The organism is Candidatus Omnitrophota bacterium, assembly GCA_023819145.1.
Taxonomy (GTDB): domain Bacteria; phylum Omnitrophota; class Gorgyraeia; order DTHP01; family DTHP01; genus JBFWKV01.
Map to the genome: position 1 here is coordinate 178891 of JAMWCW010000001.1, position 19764 is coordinate 198654.

The 19764-nt window shown below is 37.8% G+C and carries 19 protein-coding genes and 1 pseudogene; all 20 read left to right on the forward strand.

Annotated features, from left to right (window positions below; genetic code table 11):
* Positions 1–43 precede the first annotated feature (43 nt).
* Entirely contained in the window at positions 44–2695 is a 2652-nt protein-coding gene (alaS, locus tag NC818_00705; protein MCM8783287.1) for an alanine--tRNA ligase, read from the forward strand.
* Positions 2692–3909 carry a histidinol dehydrogenase gene (gene hisD / locus NC818_00710; GenBank protein ID MCM8783288.1) on the forward strand — a complete coding sequence of 406 codons (1218 nt, stop codon included), beginning with the start codon at positions 2692–2694 and terminating at the stop codon, positions 3907–3909. The genes alaS and hisD overlap by 4 nt, the downstream gene beginning before the upstream one ends.
* 76 nt (positions 3910–3985) lie before the next feature.
* Complete coding sequence (gene hisB, locus NC818_00715) at positions 3986–4585, forward strand: imidazoleglycerol-phosphate dehydratase HisB (GenBank protein MCM8783289.1); 600 nt, start codon at positions 3986–3988, stop codon at positions 4583–4585.
* A gap of 3 nt (positions 4586–4588) precedes the next feature.
* Positions 4589–5311, forward strand: a complete 723-nt coding sequence (gene hisA / locus NC818_00720; GenBank protein MCM8783290.1) for a 1-(5-phosphoribosyl)-5-[(5-phosphoribosylamino)methylideneamino]imidazole-4-carboxamide isomerase — start codon at positions 4589–4591, stop codon at positions 5309–5311.
* Positions 5301–5687, forward strand: coding sequence for a phosphoribosyl-AMP cyclohydrolase (gene hisI / locus NC818_00725; protein ID MCM8783291.1), 387 nt, complete (start codon positions 5301–5303; stop codon positions 5685–5687). The genes hisA and hisI overlap by 11 nt, the downstream gene beginning before the upstream one ends.
* 52 nt (positions 5688–5739) lie before the next feature.
* Positions 5740–7218, forward strand: coding sequence for an anthranilate synthase component I (gene trpE, locus NC818_00730; protein MCM8783292.1), 1479 nt, complete (start codon positions 5740–5742; stop codon positions 7216–7218).
* Positions 7219–7244: 26 nt separating this feature from the next.
* A complete protein-coding gene (locus NC818_00735; GenBank protein ID MCM8783293.1) occupies positions 7245–7814 on the forward strand; it encodes an aminodeoxychorismate/anthranilate synthase component II in 570 nt (189 codons plus the stop codon).
* Positions 7807–8817 (forward strand): anthranilate phosphoribosyltransferase, encoded by a 1011-nt coding sequence (gene trpD, locus NC818_00740; GenBank protein ID MCM8783294.1) that lies wholly within the window; start codon positions 7807–7809, stop codon positions 8815–8817. The genes NC818_00735 and trpD overlap by 8 nt, the downstream gene beginning before the upstream one ends.
* The gene (gene trpC, locus NC818_00745; GenBank protein MCM8783295.1) at positions 8814–9605 is read left to right on the forward strand and encodes an indole-3-glycerol phosphate synthase TrpC; all 792 of its coding nucleotides are present in this window, start codon (positions 8814–8816) and stop codon (positions 9603–9605) included. The genes trpD and trpC overlap by 4 nt, the downstream gene beginning before the upstream one ends.
* A gap of 26 nt (positions 9606–9631) precedes the next feature.
* Positions 9632–10261 carry a phosphoribosylanthranilate isomerase gene (locus NC818_00750; GenBank protein MCM8783296.1) on the forward strand — a complete coding sequence of 210 codons (630 nt, stop codon included), beginning with the start codon at positions 9632–9634 and terminating at the stop codon, positions 10259–10261.
* 172 nt (positions 10262–10433) lie between these two features.
* Positions 10434–10922 (forward strand): hypothetical protein, encoded by a 489-nt coding sequence (locus NC818_00755; GenBank protein ID MCM8783297.1) that lies wholly within the window; start codon positions 10434–10436, stop codon positions 10920–10922.
* A 92-nt stretch (positions 10923–11014) separates the two neighbouring features.
* Positions 11015–11524 (forward strand): annotated as a pseudogene (locus tag NC818_00760) (hypothetical protein).
* A complete protein-coding gene (locus NC818_00765; GenBank protein ID MCM8783298.1) occupies positions 11524–12489 on the forward strand; it encodes a DUF523 and DUF1722 domain-containing protein in 966 nt (321 codons plus the stop codon). Before NC818_00760 ends, NC818_00765 begins: the two are co-directional and overlap by 1 nt.
* An 87-nt stretch (positions 12490–12576) precedes the next feature.
* The gene (locus NC818_00770) at positions 12577–14295 is read left to right on the forward strand and encodes a cation:proton antiporter (GenBank protein ID MCM8783299.1); all 1719 of its coding nucleotides are present in this window, start codon (positions 12577–12579) and stop codon (positions 14293–14295) included.
* Positions 14296–14619: 324 nt separating this feature from the next.
* The gene (locus tag NC818_00775; GenBank protein MCM8783300.1) at positions 14620–14940 is read left to right on the forward strand and encodes a hypothetical protein; all 321 of its coding nucleotides are present in this window, start codon (positions 14620–14622) and stop codon (positions 14938–14940) included.
* Positions 14921–15610, forward strand: a complete 690-nt coding sequence (locus tag NC818_00780; protein MCM8783301.1) for a nucleotidyltransferase domain-containing protein — start codon at positions 14921–14923, stop codon at positions 15608–15610. Before NC818_00775 ends, NC818_00780 begins: the two co-directional genes overlap by 20 nt.
* Positions 15610–16755 carry a tRNA (N6-isopentenyl adenosine(37)-C2)-methylthiotransferase MiaB gene (miaB, locus tag NC818_00785; protein MCM8783302.1) on the forward strand — a complete coding sequence of 382 codons (1146 nt, stop codon included), beginning with the start codon at positions 15610–15612 and terminating at the stop codon, positions 16753–16755. The genes NC818_00780 and miaB overlap by 1 nt, the downstream gene beginning before the upstream one ends.
* A gap of 55 nt (positions 16756–16810) precedes the next feature.
* On the forward strand, positions 16811–17545 hold the full coding sequence (locus NC818_00790) for a tetratricopeptide repeat protein (GenBank protein ID MCM8783303.1): 735 nt from the start codon (positions 16811–16813) through the stop codon (positions 17543–17545).
* 14 nt (positions 17546–17559) lie between these two features.
* Positions 17560–18495, forward strand: coding sequence for a tRNA (adenosine(37)-N6)-dimethylallyltransferase MiaA (miaA, locus tag NC818_00795; GenBank protein ID MCM8783304.1), 936 nt, complete (start codon positions 17560–17562; stop codon positions 18493–18495).
* Positions 18496–18507: 12 nt separating this feature from the next.
* A complete protein-coding gene (hflX, locus tag NC818_00800; GenBank protein ID MCM8783305.1) occupies positions 18508–19764 on the forward strand; it encodes a GTPase HflX in 1257 nt (418 codons plus the stop codon).

Here is a 19764-nt window from a genome sequence, read left to right on the forward strand (position 1 = left end):
AACCAAGCACATATACAAGTATAGCCGGTTAAGCAAATATTTTATGCAGACAGATGAGATTCGGAAAAAATTTCTGGATTTTTTTTCCTCTAAGGAACACCGAATATTTCCTTCTTCTTCATTAGTTCCCCAAGACGACCCTACAGTTTTATTTACCACCGCAGGTATGAACCAGTTTAAAGAGCAGTTTTTGGGAAAGATTACTGATTTCCGCAGAGCGGCAAGCTGTCAGAAGTGCTTAAGGACAGATGATTTGGATAAGGTAGGTAAAACTCCCAGTCATCATACTTTTTTCGAAATGTTGGGCAATTTTTCTTTTGGTGATTATTTTAAAGAAGAAGCAATTACCTGGGCTTGGGAATTTGTTACGCAGGTTCTCAAAATCTCTGTGGCCAAACTTTGGGTTTCCGTCTATCTTGATGATAACATCGCGTATGAAGTCTGGGAGAAAAAAATAAAGATAGACAGAAATCGGATAATAAGGCTGGGACAAGAGGAAAATTTTTGGCCTTCTAATGTTGTTATTGAAGGTCCCAATGGTCCCTGCGGTCCTTGTTCTGAGATTTTCTTTGACCAAGGAGAAAAAACCGGCTGTGGTAGAAAGGACTGCAATCCCTCTTGTAATTGTGGTCGGTTTGTAGAGGTTTGGAATTTAGTCTTTACCCAATACAATCGCCTTGAGGATGAAAGTGGCAGAGGATATCTTAAACCCCTTCCCCAACAAAACATTGATACGGGAATGGGACTGGAGAGAATTTCCGCGGTTATGCAAGGAGTATTAACTAACTTTGAAATAGATATTCTTAAGCCGATAGTAAAAGAAATTAAAGCCGAAATTCGGAATCCAGTATCCGGAAACCTAAGTTCAATTTATGCTATTGCTGACCATACTCGGGCAGTAGTTTTTGCCATTGGCGATGGAGTTTTACCTTCTAATGAAGAAAGGGGTTATGTGGTAAGGAAGTTAATTCGTCGTGCATTTTGGTATGGATATTGTTTAGGCATAAAGAAGGAATTTCTTTATAGGATTGTTCCTATAGTTACCAAGGCAATGTCTGTGCCCTATCCTGAACTGGAGGAACGAAGAGAAAATATTTCTCAGATTATTCTTGCAGAGGAGAAGCGTTTTCAGAACACCCTGGAAGAGGGATTAAATATTTTAGATGGCTTAATGGGTGAGGTTAAGAAAAAAAATGACAAGGTAATAAGAGGAGAAGATGCTTTCAAATTGTATGATACTTATGGTTTTCCTCTTGAACTTACCCAGTTGATTGCCAAAAGAGAAGGTTTAGAAGTAGAGAGAGAAAAATTTAATCTGCTTATGGAAGAACAAAGAAAGCGTTCCCAAGAAAAGAGTAAAATCAGGAAAGAAATTTTTATTTCTGAAGTTGCCGATGGTTCCAGAATTGAGAGGATTAATCCCACGGTATTTGTGGGTTATGATAATTTTGTTATTTTTACAAAAGTTTTAGGTATTTTTAGCAAAGAAGAGTTTATCGAAGAAGCAAATTCCGGAGAAGAGGTAGAGATAATTTTGGAAGAAACTCCTTTCTACCCAGAAGGCGGGGGGCAGGTTGGAGATACGGGATTAATAGAAACAGAAAGTGTTAAGGTAGAGATTGAGAATACACTGCGCAAGGGAGACCATATTTTGCATCACGGAAAGGTGATTTCGGGTAAGATAAGCTTAAATGATAAGGTTAATGCTAAAATAGATAAGGAGAGAAGGTTGGATATTACGCGTAATCATACCGCAACTCACCTTTTGCAATTTGTTCTACGGGAGGTTTTAGGAGGGCATATTCAACAGTCAGGTTCTCTTGTAGAATCCGAACGTCTCCGTTTTGACTTTTCCCATTTTAAAGCTATAAGCGAAGAGCAACTTGGACGGATAGAAAGTAGGGTTAATGAACTTATCAGAAATAATAATAAACTGGAGTTTGAATTTAAAAATATTGAAGAGGCAAAAAGGAGTGGGGCTTTGGCTTTCTTCGGAGAAAAATATAAGGAGGAAGTAAGGGTAGTAAAAATCGGTGATTATAGTAAGGAATTATGCGGGGGGACGCATGTGAATTACACTGGAGAAATTGGTTTATTTGTCATTATCAGTGAATCTTCAATTGCTCAAGGTGTAAGAAGGATAGAAGCCTTAACGGGAAGAGTGGCGTATAATAGAATAAGCCAGATGTTTGCGCATATAAAGGGAATCTCCTCACGTTATAAAATTAGCGCAGAAGAGGTTTCTAATTATATTGATAATTTACGGGAAAAGTTAACCTCTTTGGAGAAGGAGACGCAAGAATTAAAACTAAAGATTTTTGAAAAAATAGATTTAGGAAAATTGATGGAAGAAGCAAAGGAGTTGGGATGGGTAAAGATAATATTTAAGAGAGTTGATGAACCTGTAGAGATATTGAGGAAATATATAGATATTTTGAAAGAAAAGGCTAAAGAGGATCTCTGTATAATATTTTCCTCTTTGTATGAAGGCAAAGCAACAGTGCTAGTTGGGCTGACGAAAGAAATTACAGGGGTTCTTGAAGCAGGGAAGATAGCCCAGAGGATTTCTTCATTAATTGGTGGTTCGGGTGGAGGAAGGAATGATTTAGCTCAGGCAGGGACAAAGGATGTGGATAAAATTAATTTTATTAATATTGACACTGTTTCTGAGTTGATAAAGGAGTTTAAAAAATGAGGCTTTTGAAACTTTATAGTAAAGAGCTGGAGAAATTAATCAACCGTATTTGTCTTCGCAAAAAACGGGTGGAGAAGACAGTAACAAAGATTATTGACAATGTGCGCAACAATGGAGACGAGGCGGTTCTGAAATATACCTATAAGTTCGACAGAGTAAAATTAAACTCTCGGCAGATGCGCGTTACTGAGGCAGAGATAAGCGGAGCGTTTCAGAATATCCAGCCAGAATTTGTAACTAATCTTAAAGCCATCATTGATAACGTAGAGAGATTTTATAAGAAAAGAATAAAGAAATCCTGGCGCATGCGCAGTGATGAAGGAGTAATTTTAGGAGAGGAAGTCTTTCCGCTTAAGAGAGTAGGGATATACATCCCGGCAGGAACCGCGCCTCTGATTTCTACTATTTATATGACGGTTATTCCCGCAAGAATTGCCGGAGTGGAGGAGATTGTTTTGGTTACTCCTCCTGGCAAAGATGGTTTTGTAAACCCTTATATTTTAGTGGTTGCCAGTCTTCTTAAGGTTAAAGAAATTTATAAGATGGGAGGAGCTCAAGCAATTGCCGCTCTTGCTTTAGGAACAAAAACCATAAAAAAGGTGGATAAAATTGTTGGACCAGGTAATGTTTATGTTACGGAAGCAAAACGTCAGGTTTTTGGATATGTGGACATCGATATGCTTGCAGGTCCTTCGGAAGTGGTGATTATTGCAAATAGATTTAGCAATCCGGCTTTCGTCGTTGCGGATTTGAAGGCACAAGCAGAACACGTTGGGGGAACATCTTTCTTAATTACTACTTCTAAAAGTCTGGCGAAGTTGGTAAAAAAAGAAGTAGATACAGGTTATCTTATTCTGGTCAATAATTTAGATGAAGCGATAGAGTTAGCCAACCGCATTGCTCCGGAGCATCTTGAGATTCTTGTAGAGAATCCTCGGCGGATAATCAAGAAGATACGCAATGCGGGATGTGTTTTTGTTGGTCCTTATAGCCCGGTGGCGGTAGGAGATTATGTAGCAGGACCGAGTCACGTATTGCCCACCGGAGGAAGTGCAAGATTCTTTTCTGCTTTGGGGGTTGAAGATTTTATGAAGACAACTCACTTGATCATATATTCCAAAAAAGCTCTCGAGAAGGAAAAAGGCCTTATCGAAACAATTGCCAAGATTGAGAGGATGGAGAAGCATATTAATTCAATAAATGTGAGATTCTAAAATAAGTATAAATCTCTTTCCAAAAGGGCTATTTGGTTATAAATTTTGAATAAATTTGAATAAAAAGGAGAGAATAATGGAAAAGCGTAAAGCTTCATTACGAAGAAAGACAAAAGAGACAAACATTTCTATTCGTTTAAACATAGATGGAACGGGTAGATACCAAATAGATACAGGTATTGGTTTTCTAAACCATATGTTAGAATTATTTTCTTTTCATGGATTTTTTGATTTAGATATTAAGGCAAAAGGAGATTTGGATGTGGATATTCATCATACCAACGAAGATATTGGTATAGCTTTAGCCGAGGCATTTAATAAAGCTTTGGGTGATAAGAAAGGTATAAGAAGATTTGGTTCTTCTTTTATTCCCATGGATGAAACACTTGTGCAGGTTGTTTTGGATATTTCCGGAAGGCCGAATCTGATAATTGCTGGAGTCCCAGAGCAACAGCGTGATAAACAGAAAAAAGGCTACAATTTAAATGATGCTAAACAGTTTCTCAAGGCATTTGTTAATACTTTAGGCATTAACCTCCATATTCAGATTCTTTATGGCGAGGATACCCACCATATTATTGAGGCGATATTTAAAGGGTTGGCTAAGGCATTAGATGAGGCTTCACAAATAGAGGAACGTAAGCGAATAATTCCTTCCACTAAGGGGAAAATATAAAAGGTGTTAGTAATTCCTGCAATAGACATTAAAGAAAGTAAGGTAGTTCGTTTAGAAAAAGGAGAATTTGATAAAGTATCTCTTTATTCTGATAATCCTCTGGAGGTGGCGCTTTTTTGGGAAAGAGAGGGTGCAGAGATACTTCACATTGTAGACCTGGAGGGAGCATTATTAGGGATTCCTCGAAACTTAGATTTAATTAAGGAAATAGTCAAGAATTTAAAGATTCCTGTACAGGTGGGAGGAGGCATTAGAAGAAAAGAAGATATTGTCCAACTTTTGGAGGCAGGAGTAAAAAGAATCGTGATGGGAACAAGGGCTTGCGAAGATATTGATTGGCTAAAAACGGTAATAGAAGATTGCCCGGCTAAAATTATCGTTAGTTTAGATATTAAGGATGGTTTTTTAGCTACTGAGGGATGGACAAAAAAAACCGTAATTAAACCTGAGGATTTTGTTAGAGATTTAACTAATTTAGGAATGGACACTTTTATTCTTACCGATATTAAAAGAGATGGAACATTAAAGGGGATAAGAATTGATTATATTTCTGAATTCTTATCAAGGACAAATATAAAGGTTATTGTTGCCGGAGGAGTGGGAAGTCTCGAAGACCTCCAGGCACTTAGAGCGATTTCCGATAAGGGGGTAATAGGTGTAATTATCGGAAAGGCACTCTACGAGAAAAAATTTACTTTTAAGGAGGCGAGGAAAATTGCAGAATAAGTTACGGATTATACAGGTAAAAAAAGGATTAAAATCGTTTCTCAAAGAATTGAAATTTGATGAAAAAGGGCTTATACCCGCAGTTATTCAAGATTTTAAAACAGGCGAAGTGCTGATGGTGGCTTATATGAACAGGTCTTCTTTGAGCAAAACAATTGAAGCCGGAAAAACTCATTTTTGGAGTCGCTCAAGGAATAAACTTTGGTTGAAGGGAGAAACTTCGGGGAATTTTCAGATAGTTAAAAAGATATTCTATGATTGTGACGGTGATTGTTTATTGTTTAAAATAAAACAGGTGGGAGGGGTTGCTTGCCATACGGGAAACCGTTCCTGCTTCTTCAGAGAATTTAAGCCTAAAGTTAAAGAGCAGAAATAAAAACTTCTAATTAGGGATTACCAATTTCAAATTACGGATAAGAGAATATTCCATGGTTTACCCAACTAAAAAAGATTTTATCAAATTATCCAAAAAAGGTAATCTCATTCCCGTATACTGTGAGTTATTGGCTGATTTAGAGACACCTGTTTCTGCTTTTATGAAAATTGATACTGAAGATTATTCTTTTTTATTAGAATCTGTGGAGGGACAAGAGAATATTGCCCGTTACTCTTTTTTAGCAAGTGGAGCATCTTTGATTTTCAGCGCCAAGGGTAAAGAGGTAGAAATTATTGAGAAAGGCAGAAAGGTAAAATCCTTAACGGAAGACCCTTTAGAGAATATTAAGAAGGTGCTGAAGAAGTTTCAATTCGTTGTTCTTGAAGACCTTCCGCGTTTCTCCGGAGGTTTGGTAGGGTATATTGGATACAATACGGTAAGATTTTTTGAGGATATACCACTCCAGAATAAAGATGACCTTGGCCTTCCCGATTGTTTATTCATGCTTGCGGATAGTCTGATTATTTTCGACCATCTCAAGCATAGAATTAAAGTAGTAGTCAATGCTTATATCGAGGATAATAAATATAGTGGGGCTATCTATGATAAGACTGTAACAAAAGTAGAAGCGCTGGTTAAAAAACTGAAAAGTTCGTTCAAGCCTTTAAGTCATCATTGCCGAAAAAATTCGTTGCTCAAGGTTCGTTCAAATTTTACCAAGAAAGATTTTATACAGGCGGTAAATAAGGCAAAGGAATATATAAAAAAAGGAGAGATTATTCAGGTGGTTCTTTCTCAGCGTTTGATTACCAAAATTAATACAAAAAGTTTTGATGTTTATAGGGCATTGCGTTCAATAAACCCCTCTCCCTATATGTATTATCTTAAATTTAAGAATTTCTCCCTTGTAGGAGCCTCTCCGGAAGTATTTGTGCGTTGTGAGGAGGGAAATGTAGAATTGCGTCCGATAGCCGGGACCAGGGTAAGGGGAGGAAATCTTGAAGAAGATAAGTTATTGGAAGAGGAACTTTTAAAAAGCAAAAAAGAATGTGCGGAACACATTATGCTTGTAGATTTAGGAAGAAACGATTTGGGTAGAGTTTGTGAATTTGGAACTGTAAAGGTAACTGAACTTATGGTAATTGAGCGCTATTCCCATGTGATGCATATTGTTTCTAATATCGTGGGAAAATTAAAAAAAGATAGAGATATCTTTGATTTAATAAGAGCAACTTTTCCTGCAGGCACCGTGACTGGCGCTCCTAAGATTAGAGCGATGGAAATCATTGCTGAATTGGAAGAAATTGCTCGTGGTCCTTATGCAGGTTGTGTTGGGTATTTCAGTTTTTCCGGGAATTTAGATTCCTGTATTACCATTCGGACGATTATTATTAAAGATGGTCAAGCCTACATTCAAGCAGGCGCGGGTATTGTGGCAGATTCCGAACCAGATTCGGAGTATCAGGAGACAGTAAATAAAGCAAAAGCGATGCTGAGAGCAATAGAACTGGCAGAACAAGGGATGATTTAGACCTAAGAAATAAAGGGGATAAGAAGATGATATTGATGATTGATAATTATGATTCATTTACCTATAATCTTGTTCAGTATCTTGGAGAATTGGGTGGAGAATTAGTGGTTTATCGCAATGATAAGATTACCTTAGAAGAGATTAAGAGGTTAAAGCCTAAGCATATTGTAATTTCCCCTGGTCCGGGTAGACCTGAAGATGCCGGCATATCTTGTGATTTAATTCGTGAATTCGCAGGTAAAATTCCTATTTTAGGAGTTTGTCTTGGCCATCAATGCATTGGTGAAGTTTTTGGAGGAAGAGTTGTTCAGGCAGAAAGACTGATGCATGGGAAAACATCATTGATTTATCATAAAGGTACAGACATTTTTGAGGAAGTAGAAAACCCTTTTGAAGCAACCAGGTATCATTCCTTGATTGTAGAAAGAGAGGGTTTGCCTGCTCTTCTGGAAATCATTGCCGAGACAAAAGAGAAAGAAATTATGGGGTTAAAGCATAAAGATTACCCTCTTTGGGGAGTTCAGTTTCATCCCGAGTCCATTCTTACTAAAGAGGGTAAAAAAATCCTAAATAATTTCATCAAGATAAATGATTAGAGAGTCGATTGGAAAACTTATAGAAGATTTATCTCTTACTAATGAAGAGATGAAGAGGGTGATGGAAGAGATTATGACCGGAGAAGCTCTCCCTACTCAGATTTCCTCCTTTTTGACTGCCTTACGGATGAAAGGAGAGACGGTTGAAGAGATTAGCGGTGCTGTCGAGACGATGCGCAAATTTGTGATTAGGATTAAAGTGGATTCTCCAGTTATTTTTGATGCCTGTGGAACCGGAGGAGATGGATTGCGCACTTTTAATATCTCTACAGTTTCTTCTTTTGTTGTCGCAGGCGCAGGAGTTACTGTAGCAAAACACGGTAATCGTTCGGTTTCCAGTCAGTGTGGAAGTGCGGATTTAGTAGAAGCTTTGGGAGTGAATCTCGAGGTAGATAAAGAGATAATTGAGTTATGCTTAAAGGAAATTGGTATCGGGTTTTTATTTGCCCCAAAATTTCATCCCGCAATGAAATATGCTACGCCTGTGCGTAAAGAAATAGGGATAAGGACTATCTTTAACATTTTAGGACCTTTGACCAATCCTGCGGGTGCAACCCATCAACTTTTAGGGGTCTATGATAGAAATCTCGGAAGAAAAATTGCTCAGGTTTTAGGAGATTTGGGCTCAAAACATGTTTTAGTGGTGCATGGTCTTGATGGGCTGGATGAAGTTTCTACCAATTCGGAGACTTTGGTCTGGGAGTGGCGTGAAGGAAATTTGGAAGAGTATAGCATAGTTCCTTGGGATTTGGGGATAAAGAGAAGTTCTTTAGATACGATAAAAACTCCCGATTTAGAGACAAACAAAAAAATAGCTTTAGAGGTATTAAACGGTAAGGAAAGTCCCTATTATGATATCGTGGTATTGAATAGCGGTTGTGGACTCTATGCTGCAGATAGGGTGAAGGATATTGAAGAGGGAGTAAATCTGGCAAGGGATGTTATTAAAAAAGGATTAGCAAAAAATAAATTGGAAGATTTAATACGCTATACCAACTCATGAGTAGCAAAAGCATATTAAGTCAAATTATAGAATATAAACAAGAAGAGATAAAAAAAAGAAAAGCTTTAATTTCTCAAAGAGATATTCTCAAAGAGATAAATTCCCTTCCTGCCCCACGTGATTTTAAATCAGCAATTTCTAAAACCACGAGAATAAACCTTATTGCCGAATTAAAGAAATCCTCACCATCAAAGGGTATTTTACGCAGTGATTTTGATCATCGGGAGATATCCGCGATTTACGAAGCTTCTGGAGCTGATGCTTTATCGGTGCTTACAGAAGAGCCATTTTTTCAAGGAGCCATTTCTTACATAAAAGAGATAAAAGAGGTTGTTTCGCTTCCTCTATTGAGAAAAGATTTTATTATTGATCCTTATCAGATTTATGAATCGCGCTATTATGAAGCTGATGCGGTGTTACTCATTGCCTGTTTGTTGAGTGGAGATGAACTAAAAAGGTTTTCCGAAATAGCTAAAAGTTTATCTTTAGAGGTAATGGTAGAGGTGCATACGGAGGAAGACCTGAAAAAAGTTTTAGCCCTTAAAGATATTTTTATAATTGGTATTAACAATCGTAATCTCTTTACTTTTGAAGTTGATTTGGAAACCACCGTTCGTTTAAGACGTCTTATTCCTGAGGAGAAGATTGTGGTATCGGAGAGTGGAATTGATTCTTATGAGGATGTAATGTATTTAAAAAGTTTAGGGGTAAATGCAGTTTTAATTGGGGAAGCATTTATGACGGCGGAGGATATAGGAGGTAAGATTAAGAAAATCATGGGACGCTGATAAGGGTTAGAGGGTTAATTTATTTAATGGGTAAAATAAAGGTTAAGATTTGTGGAATAACCAATTTGGAAGATGCAAAACAGGCAGTAGATTTAGGTGCGGATATATTAGGCTTCGTTTTTGCGCGAAGTCCACGCCAGATTACTCCCCAAAAAGCCAAGGCAATTATTAAAAATCTCCCTCCTTTTGTCATTAGGGTGGGGGTTTTTGTGAATGAAAAGTTGGAGAATATTGAGAAAATCGTGAATTTTTGCAGATTGAATTTAGTGCAGCTTCACGGTGAAGAATCTCCAGATTTCTGCAAGAAAGTAAGAAAATTTGTAGGGGTGATTAAAGCCTTCAGGATGAGGAGTGCATTAGAGTTAAAGAAAATGCTTAATTATGATGTGGATGCTTATTTATTAGATTCTTTTGTTACCGGAGTATATGGTGGAACAGGGAAAACTTTTGATTGGGGACTGGCAATAAAAGCGAAAAGAATTTTGAATAAACGTCCTTTAATCCTTTCGGGAGGGCTTAATCCAGAAAACATTGCTCAAGCCATAAAAAAAGTTCGTCCCTACGCAGTAGATACTTCCAGTGGAGTGGAGAAGTTTCCTGGGAAAAAAGATAAAGTTTTATTAAAGAGATATTTTCGCAAGCTTTTCCTTCCATAAAATTATTTTTAGAACTTACATGGTCAAAAAATTGTTTATCCGCACTTACGCTTGTCATATGAATGCGTTGTTACATTTGGGTTTTACAATCATCCAGGAATATTACGATAGAAATTAATCATTAAGAGATTTATTGTTTTATAGATATCCTTAGAAAGGGGGAAAGACGTAAATGGAAACTAACGATTTTCAGAATAAAGAGGGAATTGTTAGGTCTTTAGGTGCATTTATTATTGTGTCGGTGGTGGTTGTAGTTGTTGTTTCTTTTATTATCTATAAGAAGAGTTTGCTGGGTCCAGTTTTAATTGGGTTGGGGTTATTGCCTTTGATATGGGTAAAATTTTCTGGGCGCAGTGTAAAGTCAATAGGAGCTGACATAGTGTTTGGAGCAATTGATACTAGTCTATTAGGGGTAGCAGCTCTAATCGGTGCAAACTTTGCAGGAACGCTAGGTGCTGTTGTGGGTGGAGCAGTAGGAGATGTTATCACTGATGGTATTGCAGGGCTTTTTGAAGGAAGAATCTCATCAACTTTAAGAAGATACGGCATTGAAGAGGCAAGGACTCCTTTAAGTAGCTCAATGGGTAAGATGTCCGGATGCTTAGTAGGCATAGGGGTTGTCTTGACTATTGCGTGGACGATTTTACGTTTGAAGATGTAGAACATTTTAAATAAAGAATTTTAGCGGAGCGAGAGTTTCGCTAAAGGGTCATATGGAATAAATCGTAAAAGCATTAGAGAGTTAAAAAAGAGATGAAAAAGAGATGGGTTGTGGTTAACGATTTTATGCAGCGAGGATATCGTTATTTGCGTGTTGAGCCGATGGGCAAGAATTTTGACAAAGAGTTTAAACCTCAACTTACTCCAAAACAGATGTTGTAGATGGGCGTATTTGGCGGTAAATACATGACCGACTGTCGTCATGAATTTCCCGCATCATGGTTTAAGAAAGCGAAGTTATGTCCTGAAAAACATGACCCAAAATTGAATTATTTTGGTGTAAATGCCAGCCAACCGCTTTCAGTGTGGAGAAAGAAAGGATGGATCTATAAAGATGACCCCCGGGGATGGTTCCAGTGGTACTGTCGGTATTATATGGGCAGGAGAATTCCCGAAGAAGATAGGCGTCAGATTAAAAGATGGAAAGCTATAAAAAGACATATTGCTCAGATAAAGAAAAATTGCGGAAAGAGCAGGCGCTTATGCAGACTGAAACAACGCCAGGTACTACTTCATTGGGCTTATGATAGTAGGAGGATATAATGCGAAGCTCTTTTCCAAAACCAAATATCTTTATCAGTAAATGTCTCGGTTTTGCCAATTGCCGTTGGAACGGAGAAATCATTCCCGATATCTTTGTTGAAAAATTAAAACCTTTTGTGTCCTATACCACTACGTGCCCTGAATGTGAGATTGGTTTAGGAGTTCCCAGAGACCCGATACGAATCGTGTTTAAAAAAGATGTATACCGTTTGATGCAGCTTAACACTGGAAGAGATGTGACTCGTGAAATGAATGAATTTTCTCTGGATTATCTGGGATCATTAGAGGAGATAGATGGATTTATCTTAAAAGACCGTTCTCCATCATGTGGCATAAAAGAAGTTAAGGTGTATCCAAGTCTTGATTCCTCGGCTTCGTTTAAGAAATCATCAGGATTCTTCGGTAAGGCGGTTTTGAACCATTTTCCTCATTCCGCGATTGAAACTGAAGCCCGACTTACCAATTTGGGAATCAGAGAGCATTTTTTAACGAGGATATTTACGTTTGCGCGGTTTAGGAATATGTCAAGCGGATTTAAAATAAAAAATTTGGTGCAGTTCCATACCGAGAATAAATTCTTATTAATGATGTATAGTCAGAAAGAGCTAAAACTTATGGGTAATATCGTAGCTAATAGGCAAAAGAACCTACCACAGCGAGTTTTTAAAAATTACCAAGAAGCACTTTACAGAGCTTTAAACAAAAAACCTACCTTTAGCGCAGCGGTCAATGTTTTAATGCACGGTTTAGGTTATTTTACAAAAGTTCTCAAACCCGAAGAAAAACGTTTTTTTCTTAATACCTTGGAAGAATATAGAAGGGAACAGATTCCTTTAAGTGTTCCACTGAGCATTCTGCATGCATATGCGCTCAGACATAACACATCATACATCAGTCAACAAACATTCTTAGAGCCTTTCCCTCGGGCATTATTAGAAACGAGGGACACGAGTAAGGGTAGATAGAGTTTCTGTGCTTATTCACCGGTTCTCTTTGGTGGAGAGAAGATAGTTTGCGATAGAGTAAGTTATTTTGTAGAAAAACATAAGATAATGCATTATCTAAGTGAACATAATATCTTCGTATTTTTAGTCCAAATTGTTATTCTCCTTGGTCTTGCCAGAGGATTGGGTGAATTATTTCGCAGGTGGAAGCAACCGCCTTTAACCGCAGAACTTTTAGTAGGAGTTTTTTTAGGGCCTACGATTCTGGGTAGATTGGCTCCTACTTGGCATCAAATTATTTTTCCTCAGGATGTTACACAACATAATATGTTTGAAACCGTAGCTTGGCTTGGAGTCCTATTCCTGCTTTTAGAAGCGGGGCTTGAAATCGATTTTACCTCTGCTTGGAGACAGCGAGGAGATGCTTTGAAGATAGCAATATCCGATATTATCATACCGATGGTTATTGCATTTATACCCTGTTTTTTCCTCCTTGATTCATATTTGGTAAATCCAGAGCAAAGGTTTATTTTCGCTATGTTTATGGCAACAGTGATGACCATCAGTGCTTTACCGATTGCGGTAAGAGCATTACATGATTTGAAGCTTTCAAAAACCGATCTGGGGTTTTTGATAATGTCGGCATTATCGGTAAATGACTTTATCGGATGGTTGTTCTTTACCTTAGTGCTCGGAGTATTTACGCAGGCTAATTTGGATATTATAAAGGTCTTAGCAATTGCTGGCACAACGATTATCTTTACAGTCATTTGCCTTTCTATTGGGAGAAAAACCGTTGATAAAATAATCACAGGTATAAAGTCTGCTCAGATGCCTCAACCGGGAATACCCTTGACTTTCATCTGTTTGCTCGGTGCCTTTTGTGGAGCCATAACTCAGAAGATTGGCATTCACGCATTGTTTGGATTTTTTATTGCAGGAATTATGGCCGGCGGTTCACGCGCGCTATCGGAAAACGTCCGGCAAGTTATCTCTCAAATGGTCTATGCCATATTCGTTCCGTTATTTTTCGTAAATATTGGTTTAAAAGTCGATTTTCTAAAAAGTTTTGATATTTTTCTTGTTCTGTTTATTAGCATTATTGGTATTGGCGGAAGATTTCTGGGGGCATGGATTGGGGTTAATTTTACAAAACTACCCAAGACGAATAGACTTGCTATAGCGATTGCCCATACACCCGGCGGAGCGATGGAAATCGTTGTGGCTTTGCTTGCTTTAGAATACAACCTTATCAGCCAGCCGGTATTTGTAGCTATTGTTTTTGGTGCAGTAATATCTTCTGTTATCCTCGGGCCTTGGTTTAGCTACGCGATAAAGAAGCGGAAAGAAATAAGCATTCTTGAATATTTTTCTGCAAGAGGCATAATTGGGTCTATTAAACAAGATGACAAAAGTAAAGCAATTAAGGATTTATGTAGGCTTGCCGATAGTCAGGATGATATGCCCGATTCAGAAACTATTTATGAAGCAGTAATGAAGCGTGAGAATGAAATGGGTACGGGGATGGAGGAGGGTTTGGCTGTTCCTCACGCGCGACTCTCGGCAATTAAACGACCATTGGTCTACTTTGGACGTTCGGTTGATGGTATTGAATGGGATACCCCGGACGGCAAGCTTGTCCGTTTTATTTTTTTAATATTGACTCCCAGTGATGACGATGATTCTCAGGTACAGATATTAGGTGCTATCGCAAGAACAATAAGTGATGAACAGATAAGGGATTCTATTTTAAAGGCGATAGACGAACATGAAATTTGGTTAATCTTACAGAAGGTTTTTTCCACCCAGCACATTAGAAAAGAGTAATGTCAGAAATTAAAACAAAAAAAGTCTATTTACCTGCACTTTCGGCTGACTGAACGTTACAGTGGTTCGGGATGGTGCTTGAAACATTACGCAAGATAAGTGCCTTAGAATAAAAGGATTACGAAACACTGTTATTAATAAGTGATTTTTTTTGAAATATGGCATAATGTTGTATAAAGTTGACATCTGTTTGGTAGGTATCAACTTTTAGTCTGTTACCCAACAGGATATGTAATATTAATATTTGTTAGGTAATTATTTCCTTGACATTTGTTACCCAACAAGTTATATTGTTATGTAGTTTGTTGGGTAATGGGAGGGTTTATGCGAGGTATAATAAAAGGGGTCTTAGCAGAAGAACTTGAAAATTCGCTTCGGATGAGAAAGGAGTATGAAGAGGTATTGGGTAGATTACCTAAAGGATGTCTTGCGATAAGAAAGATAAGAGGTCACGAGTATTATTATCTGGTAAAGAGAATAGGTAAGAAGGTAAAGTATATCTACAAGGGAAAAATATCCGAAGAAGAGAAAAAGAAGTATGACGAAGCCAAAGAGTTGCGGGCAAAATACAAGAAATTATTGTCCCAAGTCAAAAAGCAAATAAGATTCTTAAGGAGTTCATTGCGTGGAAAAGAAGCAATTTGATTTATGTCTTGAAATTTTAAGAAGATTTCATAAAGAGGGTATCTTAGACGACTTAATTCTTATAGGTAGTTGGTGTATATATTTTTATAAAGAATATTTTAGTAATGTGCCTTACATAGAACAAGCCGCCATACGAACCAGAGACATCGATTTTTTAATCGCTAAGCCAGCAAAAATAAAACATACCGTAAATATTCCCGAGCTTCTAAAGGATTTAGGTTTTGTAACGATTCTAAAAGGGCGCGAGGGTTATGTCAAACTTGACCATCCTGACTTAATGCTTGAGTTCTTGGTTCCGGAAAGGGGGAAAGGCACGGACAAGCCGGTTCCGCTAACAAAGTTGGGTATAAATGCAGTGGCGCTAAGATTTTTGAACCTACTCACTGATAATATAATTAAAATAAAAGTTGAAGATTTTACTATCTCAATGCCACATCCCGCCAATTTCGCTCTTCATAAATTAATAATCTTCCAGCGCAGACTCAGGGAAGAAAAAGCGATAAAAGATAGAAACGCTGCCATTGATATTTTAAAGGCCTTGATACGTAAAGGAGATATAGCAATTATTCAACGGATTTTTAATTCCATGATTCCGAAATGGCAAAAGAAGATTATAAAGGGGTTGCAAGAAGTTAAAGAAAAAGAAATATTAGAAATATTGACCGATTAATGGTTAAAAATGAAAAAGTTTTTGTCCGCACTTTCGGCTGTCAGATGAATGTGCGCGATTCTGAGGTGATTGCCGGTTTACTAACCGCTAACAACTATACGCTCACCACTAACCCCCAGCAAGCCGATATTATCATATTTAACACCTGTTCTGTGCGTCAACATGCGGAAGACAAAGTATGGTCAGAAATAGGGAAGTTTAAAAAAAAGCGAAATTCCCCGATGATTGGTCTTGTCGGTTGTATGGCACAGGTATATAAAGAGAAAATTTTTGAGCGTGTTCCGCAGGTAGATTTTGTAGTGGGTCCATCTGATATCCACAAAATTCCCGAAATAATCAGTAAACTATCCGCTATGCGCTGGCCGCTATACGCTACTAAAATCTGGGAGACCGGTGGAAACATTCGTCCTGAGGAAATATACCACAGCGGATTTTATGAGGATAAAGAGCATACTTATGTGATTATCTCCGAAGGTTGTTCCCATTATTGTTCCTATTGTATTGTGCCCTATGTTCGAGGCCCTCTAAGAAATCGGAACTATGCAGATATCATCAAGGAAATAGAAAAAGCAATAGATAAAGGTATAACAAAGGTTACTCTTTTAGGTCAGAATGTAAACGCCTATCAATATAATGGCGTTAATTTCGTTAAATTCGTTAATATGGTTAATGCTGTTAAAGGATTGAAAGAATTCAGCTTTGTTACCTCACACCCTAAAGACACAACTTTAGAACTATTTAAGGCAATGCAAGATTTAGAAAAGTTAAAGAAGTACCTACACCTACCAGTGCAGTCGGGTTCGGATAGAATCCTAAAATTAATGAATAGAGGTTATACCCGAAAATTATATTTGGATTTAGTAGATAATTATCGTAAAATTGTTAAAAATGGCATATTAACCACCGATATTATTGTGGGTTTTCCCACAGAGAGTAAAGAGGATTTTCAGGAAACTTACAATTTAGTTAAAGAGATAGAATTTAATGCAGGTTTTATTTTTAAATATTCTCCTCGCCCCTATACCGAGGCAGAAAAATTGCCTGACGATGTTTCTAAAGAGGAGAAAGTGAGAAGACATAGATTGGTATTGGAATTGCAGAAGAGAATATCCCTAAATAAAAATGATAAAGCAGAGGCAAAGTAGAAATAGCTACCGAAACAAGCGCTTTTTTAGATTAATAATTATTCTTCTGTGTTTGATGATTTTTGTTTTATTGTGGAGAGATTTTTCTTGGGGAGAGGATTTTGATTATCTTTGGGAAAGTTTTCTTAAAGGTGATTATCATAAGGTAATCAATACTTCTGAAGGATTGGGGAGTAAAGGTACGCGTGATAAACTCAGTGCCGATTTTTATTATCTCTTAGGAATGAGTTATCTTCAGATAGGCGATTCTATTCTTGCACGCAATAATTTTAACTTTTTGCTGGAAAAATATGCCCAGAGTGAGTGGAGGGATTATGCCAAACTTGCTTTGGGAGATTCTTTCTTCATCGAGCATGATTTTACTAAAGCCGCAGAGTTTTATCAGAATTTTATAGAAAAAAATAAAAAATCTCCTCTTTTAAGTTTAGCCTACTTTAAACTTGCAGAAACAAAACGTAAACAAGGGCTATGGGAGGAGGCAAAAAAACTTTATGAGAAAATAAAATCCGTGTTTCCCCATTCCTTGGAAGCAAAATTATCCCGGGATATAATTTCCAATAATGAGTTTTTCTTCACTCTTCAGGTGGGTTCTTTCCTTAATAAAGAAAATGCAAACAAGTTGGTTGAGGAGCTAAATGCCCAGGATTTTCCTGCGTATCTCTCTGGAATTGCAAAATCGGGACAGGTTTATTACCGGGTGCGCGTAGGCAAGTTCTTAAATCGTTCCGAGTGTGAAAATACACGGAAGAGACTGATTAAAGCTGGATACACCCCTTATCTCTATCCTTGACATAAAAATATAAAATGGCTCTCCTTGTTTTTTTAGTTGGTCCTACTGCGGTAGGTAAGACTGCTTTAGCTTTAGCACTTGCTCCCCTTATTGATGCCCAGATAGTTTCTTGTGACTCGATGCAAATCTATTCAGGTATGGATATTGCTACTTCTAAACCCACTATCGCAGAAAGAGAGATTGTAAAGCATCATATGCTTGATGTGGTTTCCCCCCGGTGCGAATATTCGGTAGCGGATTACCGCCGTGACGCTTTAAAGATTATAGAAGGGATAATCAATAACGGAAGAATTCCGCTTATTGTAGGAGGAAGTGGTCTGTATTTTAAGGCATTGTTAGATGGTATCTTTAACGGGCCATCCAAGGATACAGCTTTGCGCGAGAGTTTATATAAAGAGGCTAGTGAGAGGGGTAATGAATTTCTCTATGAGCGATTAAAAAAAATAGACCCCGCCACAGCGGAAAAGATTCATTCTCATGATTTAAGGCGAATAATAAGAGCCCTGGAAGTATATTATCTCACAGGAATGCCTATTTCCGTATTACGAAGACACACCACCGGTCTTTTTTCACACTACAAGACCGTTATCTATGGTTTAATCCGTCCGAAGAAAGAACTCTATCAAATTATAGATGAGAGAGTGGAAATGATGTTTGCAAGAGGGTTACTTCCTGAGATAGAGAGGTTGAAAAACATAAAGATTACGCCTATCGCTCAACAGTGCTTGGGTTATAGAGAAATAACCGCTTTTTTAGAAGGGAAAATTACTCTTGATGAGGCAAAAGAGTTATTAAAACGCCATACGCGGCAATTTGCTAAACGCCAGCTTACTTGGTTTCTTCGGGATAAGCGGATTAAATGGATTAACCTGGATAATTCTGTTGATATAAATACCTTGGCCAAAGAATTAGCCAACGAAATAAAACAATTTTCTCATTTAACCATTTAACCATACTTCTATATGGAACGAGCAATTTTAGTAATTACCCATCTAAAACAGGAAAAAAAAGGCTGGGATCTTGAGGATGATGCCCAGGAATTGGAAGAGTTAACTTTGTCTTCAGGTGGCGAGGTGTTAGAAAAAATAACCGTGGAGATAAAAAAACCACATCCTGCCTATTTTATTGGACGGGGTAAGGTTCAAGAGATTGCCATTAGTGCTCAAAGAAACGGTGCAGAGGTGGTTATATTTAGCGATAATCTTTCTAGTACCCAGCAGAGAAACCTTGAAGAGATTATTCAGGTTAAAACTATTGATAGGACACAGTTAATTCTTGATATATTTGCTCGTCATGCGCGGAGTATGGAAGGCAAGATTCAGGTGGAACTGGCGCAGTTAGAATATCTTTATCCTCGTCTTACGGGTAAAGGGATTATGCTTTCCCGTTTGGGAGGGGGCATTGGAACACGTGGACCGGGTGAACAAAAGTTGGAGGTTGACCGAAGGAGGATTAGGAAACGCATTGCCAAATTGAAAAATGATTTAGAGCTGATAAAATCAAGAAGAGATACGTTGAGAAAGAAAAGAAAAGAGCTTGATATTCCCCTTGTAGCGATCATTGGTTATACCAATGCTGGTAAAACCACTCTTCTCAATACCCTTACTGCCTCCCAGGAATTGGTGCAGAATAGTTTATTCAGCACTCTTGATGCAGTTTCCCGAAGATACATTTTACCGGATAAACAAAGGATTCTCTTTATAGATACAGTGGGGTTCCTTCATAAGCTTCCCCATGGACTCATTGAAGCATTCAAATCCACTTTAGAGGAGGTAAAAGAAGCAGATATTCTCTTACATGTTCTGGATATTTCTGACCCGCTGGCGCAAAAAAAGAAAGAAGCGGTTTATGAAGTTCTGTCAGAATTGGAAGCAATAGGCAAGCCGATTATTACTGCTCTGAATAAGATAGACAGATTGGAGAATAAGGAAGTTCTTGAGAATAAGCTTTCACGTTATGAAAATGCGGTAGCAGTTTCTGCGTTGTATGGGATGGGATTAGAACTGCTTATAAATAAAATCACCACTATCCTTAAATCCCGATTGGTTTCTCTAAAAATATTTCTTCCTTTAAAAGAAGCAAAATTTATTTCACTTATCCATCGAGAAGGAAGGGTCATTAAGGAAGAATATTCCCCTCAGGGGGTTTATCTTGAAGCAGAGATTCCTTGTTTGCTAAAAGAGCGCATTGTTTCCAGTTGGAAAAGTTTTGCAAAATAA

What these genes read in the sequence shown, in the direction of transcription:
- alaS (MCM8783287.1), top strand. Translation starts at nt 44, where the DNA reads ATGCAGACAGATGAGATTCGGAAAAAATTTCTGGATTTTTTTTCCTCT.
- hisD (MCM8783288.1), top strand. Translation starts at nt 2,692, where the DNA reads ATGAGGCTTTTGAAACTTTATAGTAAAGAGCTGGAGAAATTAATCAAC.
- hisB (MCM8783289.1), top strand. Translation starts at nt 3,986, where the DNA reads ATGGAAAAGCGTAAAGCTTCATTACGAAGAAAGACAAAAGAGACAAAC.
- trpE (MCM8783292.1), top strand. Translation starts at nt 5,740, where the DNA reads ATGGTTTACCCAACTAAAAAAGATTTTATCAAATTATCCAAAAAAGGT.
- NC818_00735 (MCM8783293.1), top strand. Translation starts at nt 7,245, where the DNA reads ATGATATTGATGATTGATAATTATGATTCATTTACCTATAATCTTGTT.
- trpD (MCM8783294.1), top strand. Translation starts at nt 7,807, where the DNA reads ATGATTAGAGAGTCGATTGGAAAACTTATAGAAGATTTATCTCTTACT.
- trpC (MCM8783295.1), top strand. Translation starts at nt 8,814, where the DNA reads ATGAGTAGCAAAAGCATATTAAGTCAAATTATAGAATATAAACAAGAA.
- NC818_00750 (MCM8783296.1), top strand. Translation starts at nt 9,632, where the DNA reads ATGGGTAAAATAAAGGTTAAGATTTGTGGAATAACCAATTTGGAAGAT.
- NC818_00755 (MCM8783297.1), top strand. Translation starts at nt 10,434, where the DNA reads ATGGAAACTAACGATTTTCAGAATAAAGAGGGAATTGTTAGGTCTTTA.
- NC818_00765 (MCM8783298.1), top strand. Translation starts at nt 11,524, where the DNA reads ATGCGAAGCTCTTTTCCAAAACCAAATATCTTTATCAGTAAATGTCTC.
- NC818_00770 (MCM8783299.1), top strand. Translation starts at nt 12,577, where the DNA reads ATGCATTATCTAAGTGAACATAATATCTTCGTATTTTTAGTCCAAATT.
- NC818_00775 (MCM8783300.1), top strand. Translation starts at nt 14,620, where the DNA reads ATGCGAGGTATAATAAAAGGGGTCTTAGCAGAAGAACTTGAAAATTCG.
- miaB (MCM8783302.1), top strand. Translation starts at nt 15,610, where the DNA reads ATGGTTAAAAATGAAAAAGTTTTTGTCCGCACTTTCGGCTGTCAGATG.
- NC818_00790 (MCM8783303.1), top strand. Translation starts at nt 16,811, where the DNA reads ATGATTTTTGTTTTATTGTGGAGAGATTTTTCTTGGGGAGAGGATTTT.
- miaA (MCM8783304.1), top strand. Translation starts at nt 17,560, where the DNA reads ATGGCTCTCCTTGTTTTTTTAGTTGGTCCTACTGCGGTAGGTAAGACT.
- hflX (MCM8783305.1), top strand. Translation starts at nt 18,508, where the DNA reads ATGGAACGAGCAATTTTAGTAATTACCCATCTAAAACAGGAAAAAAAA.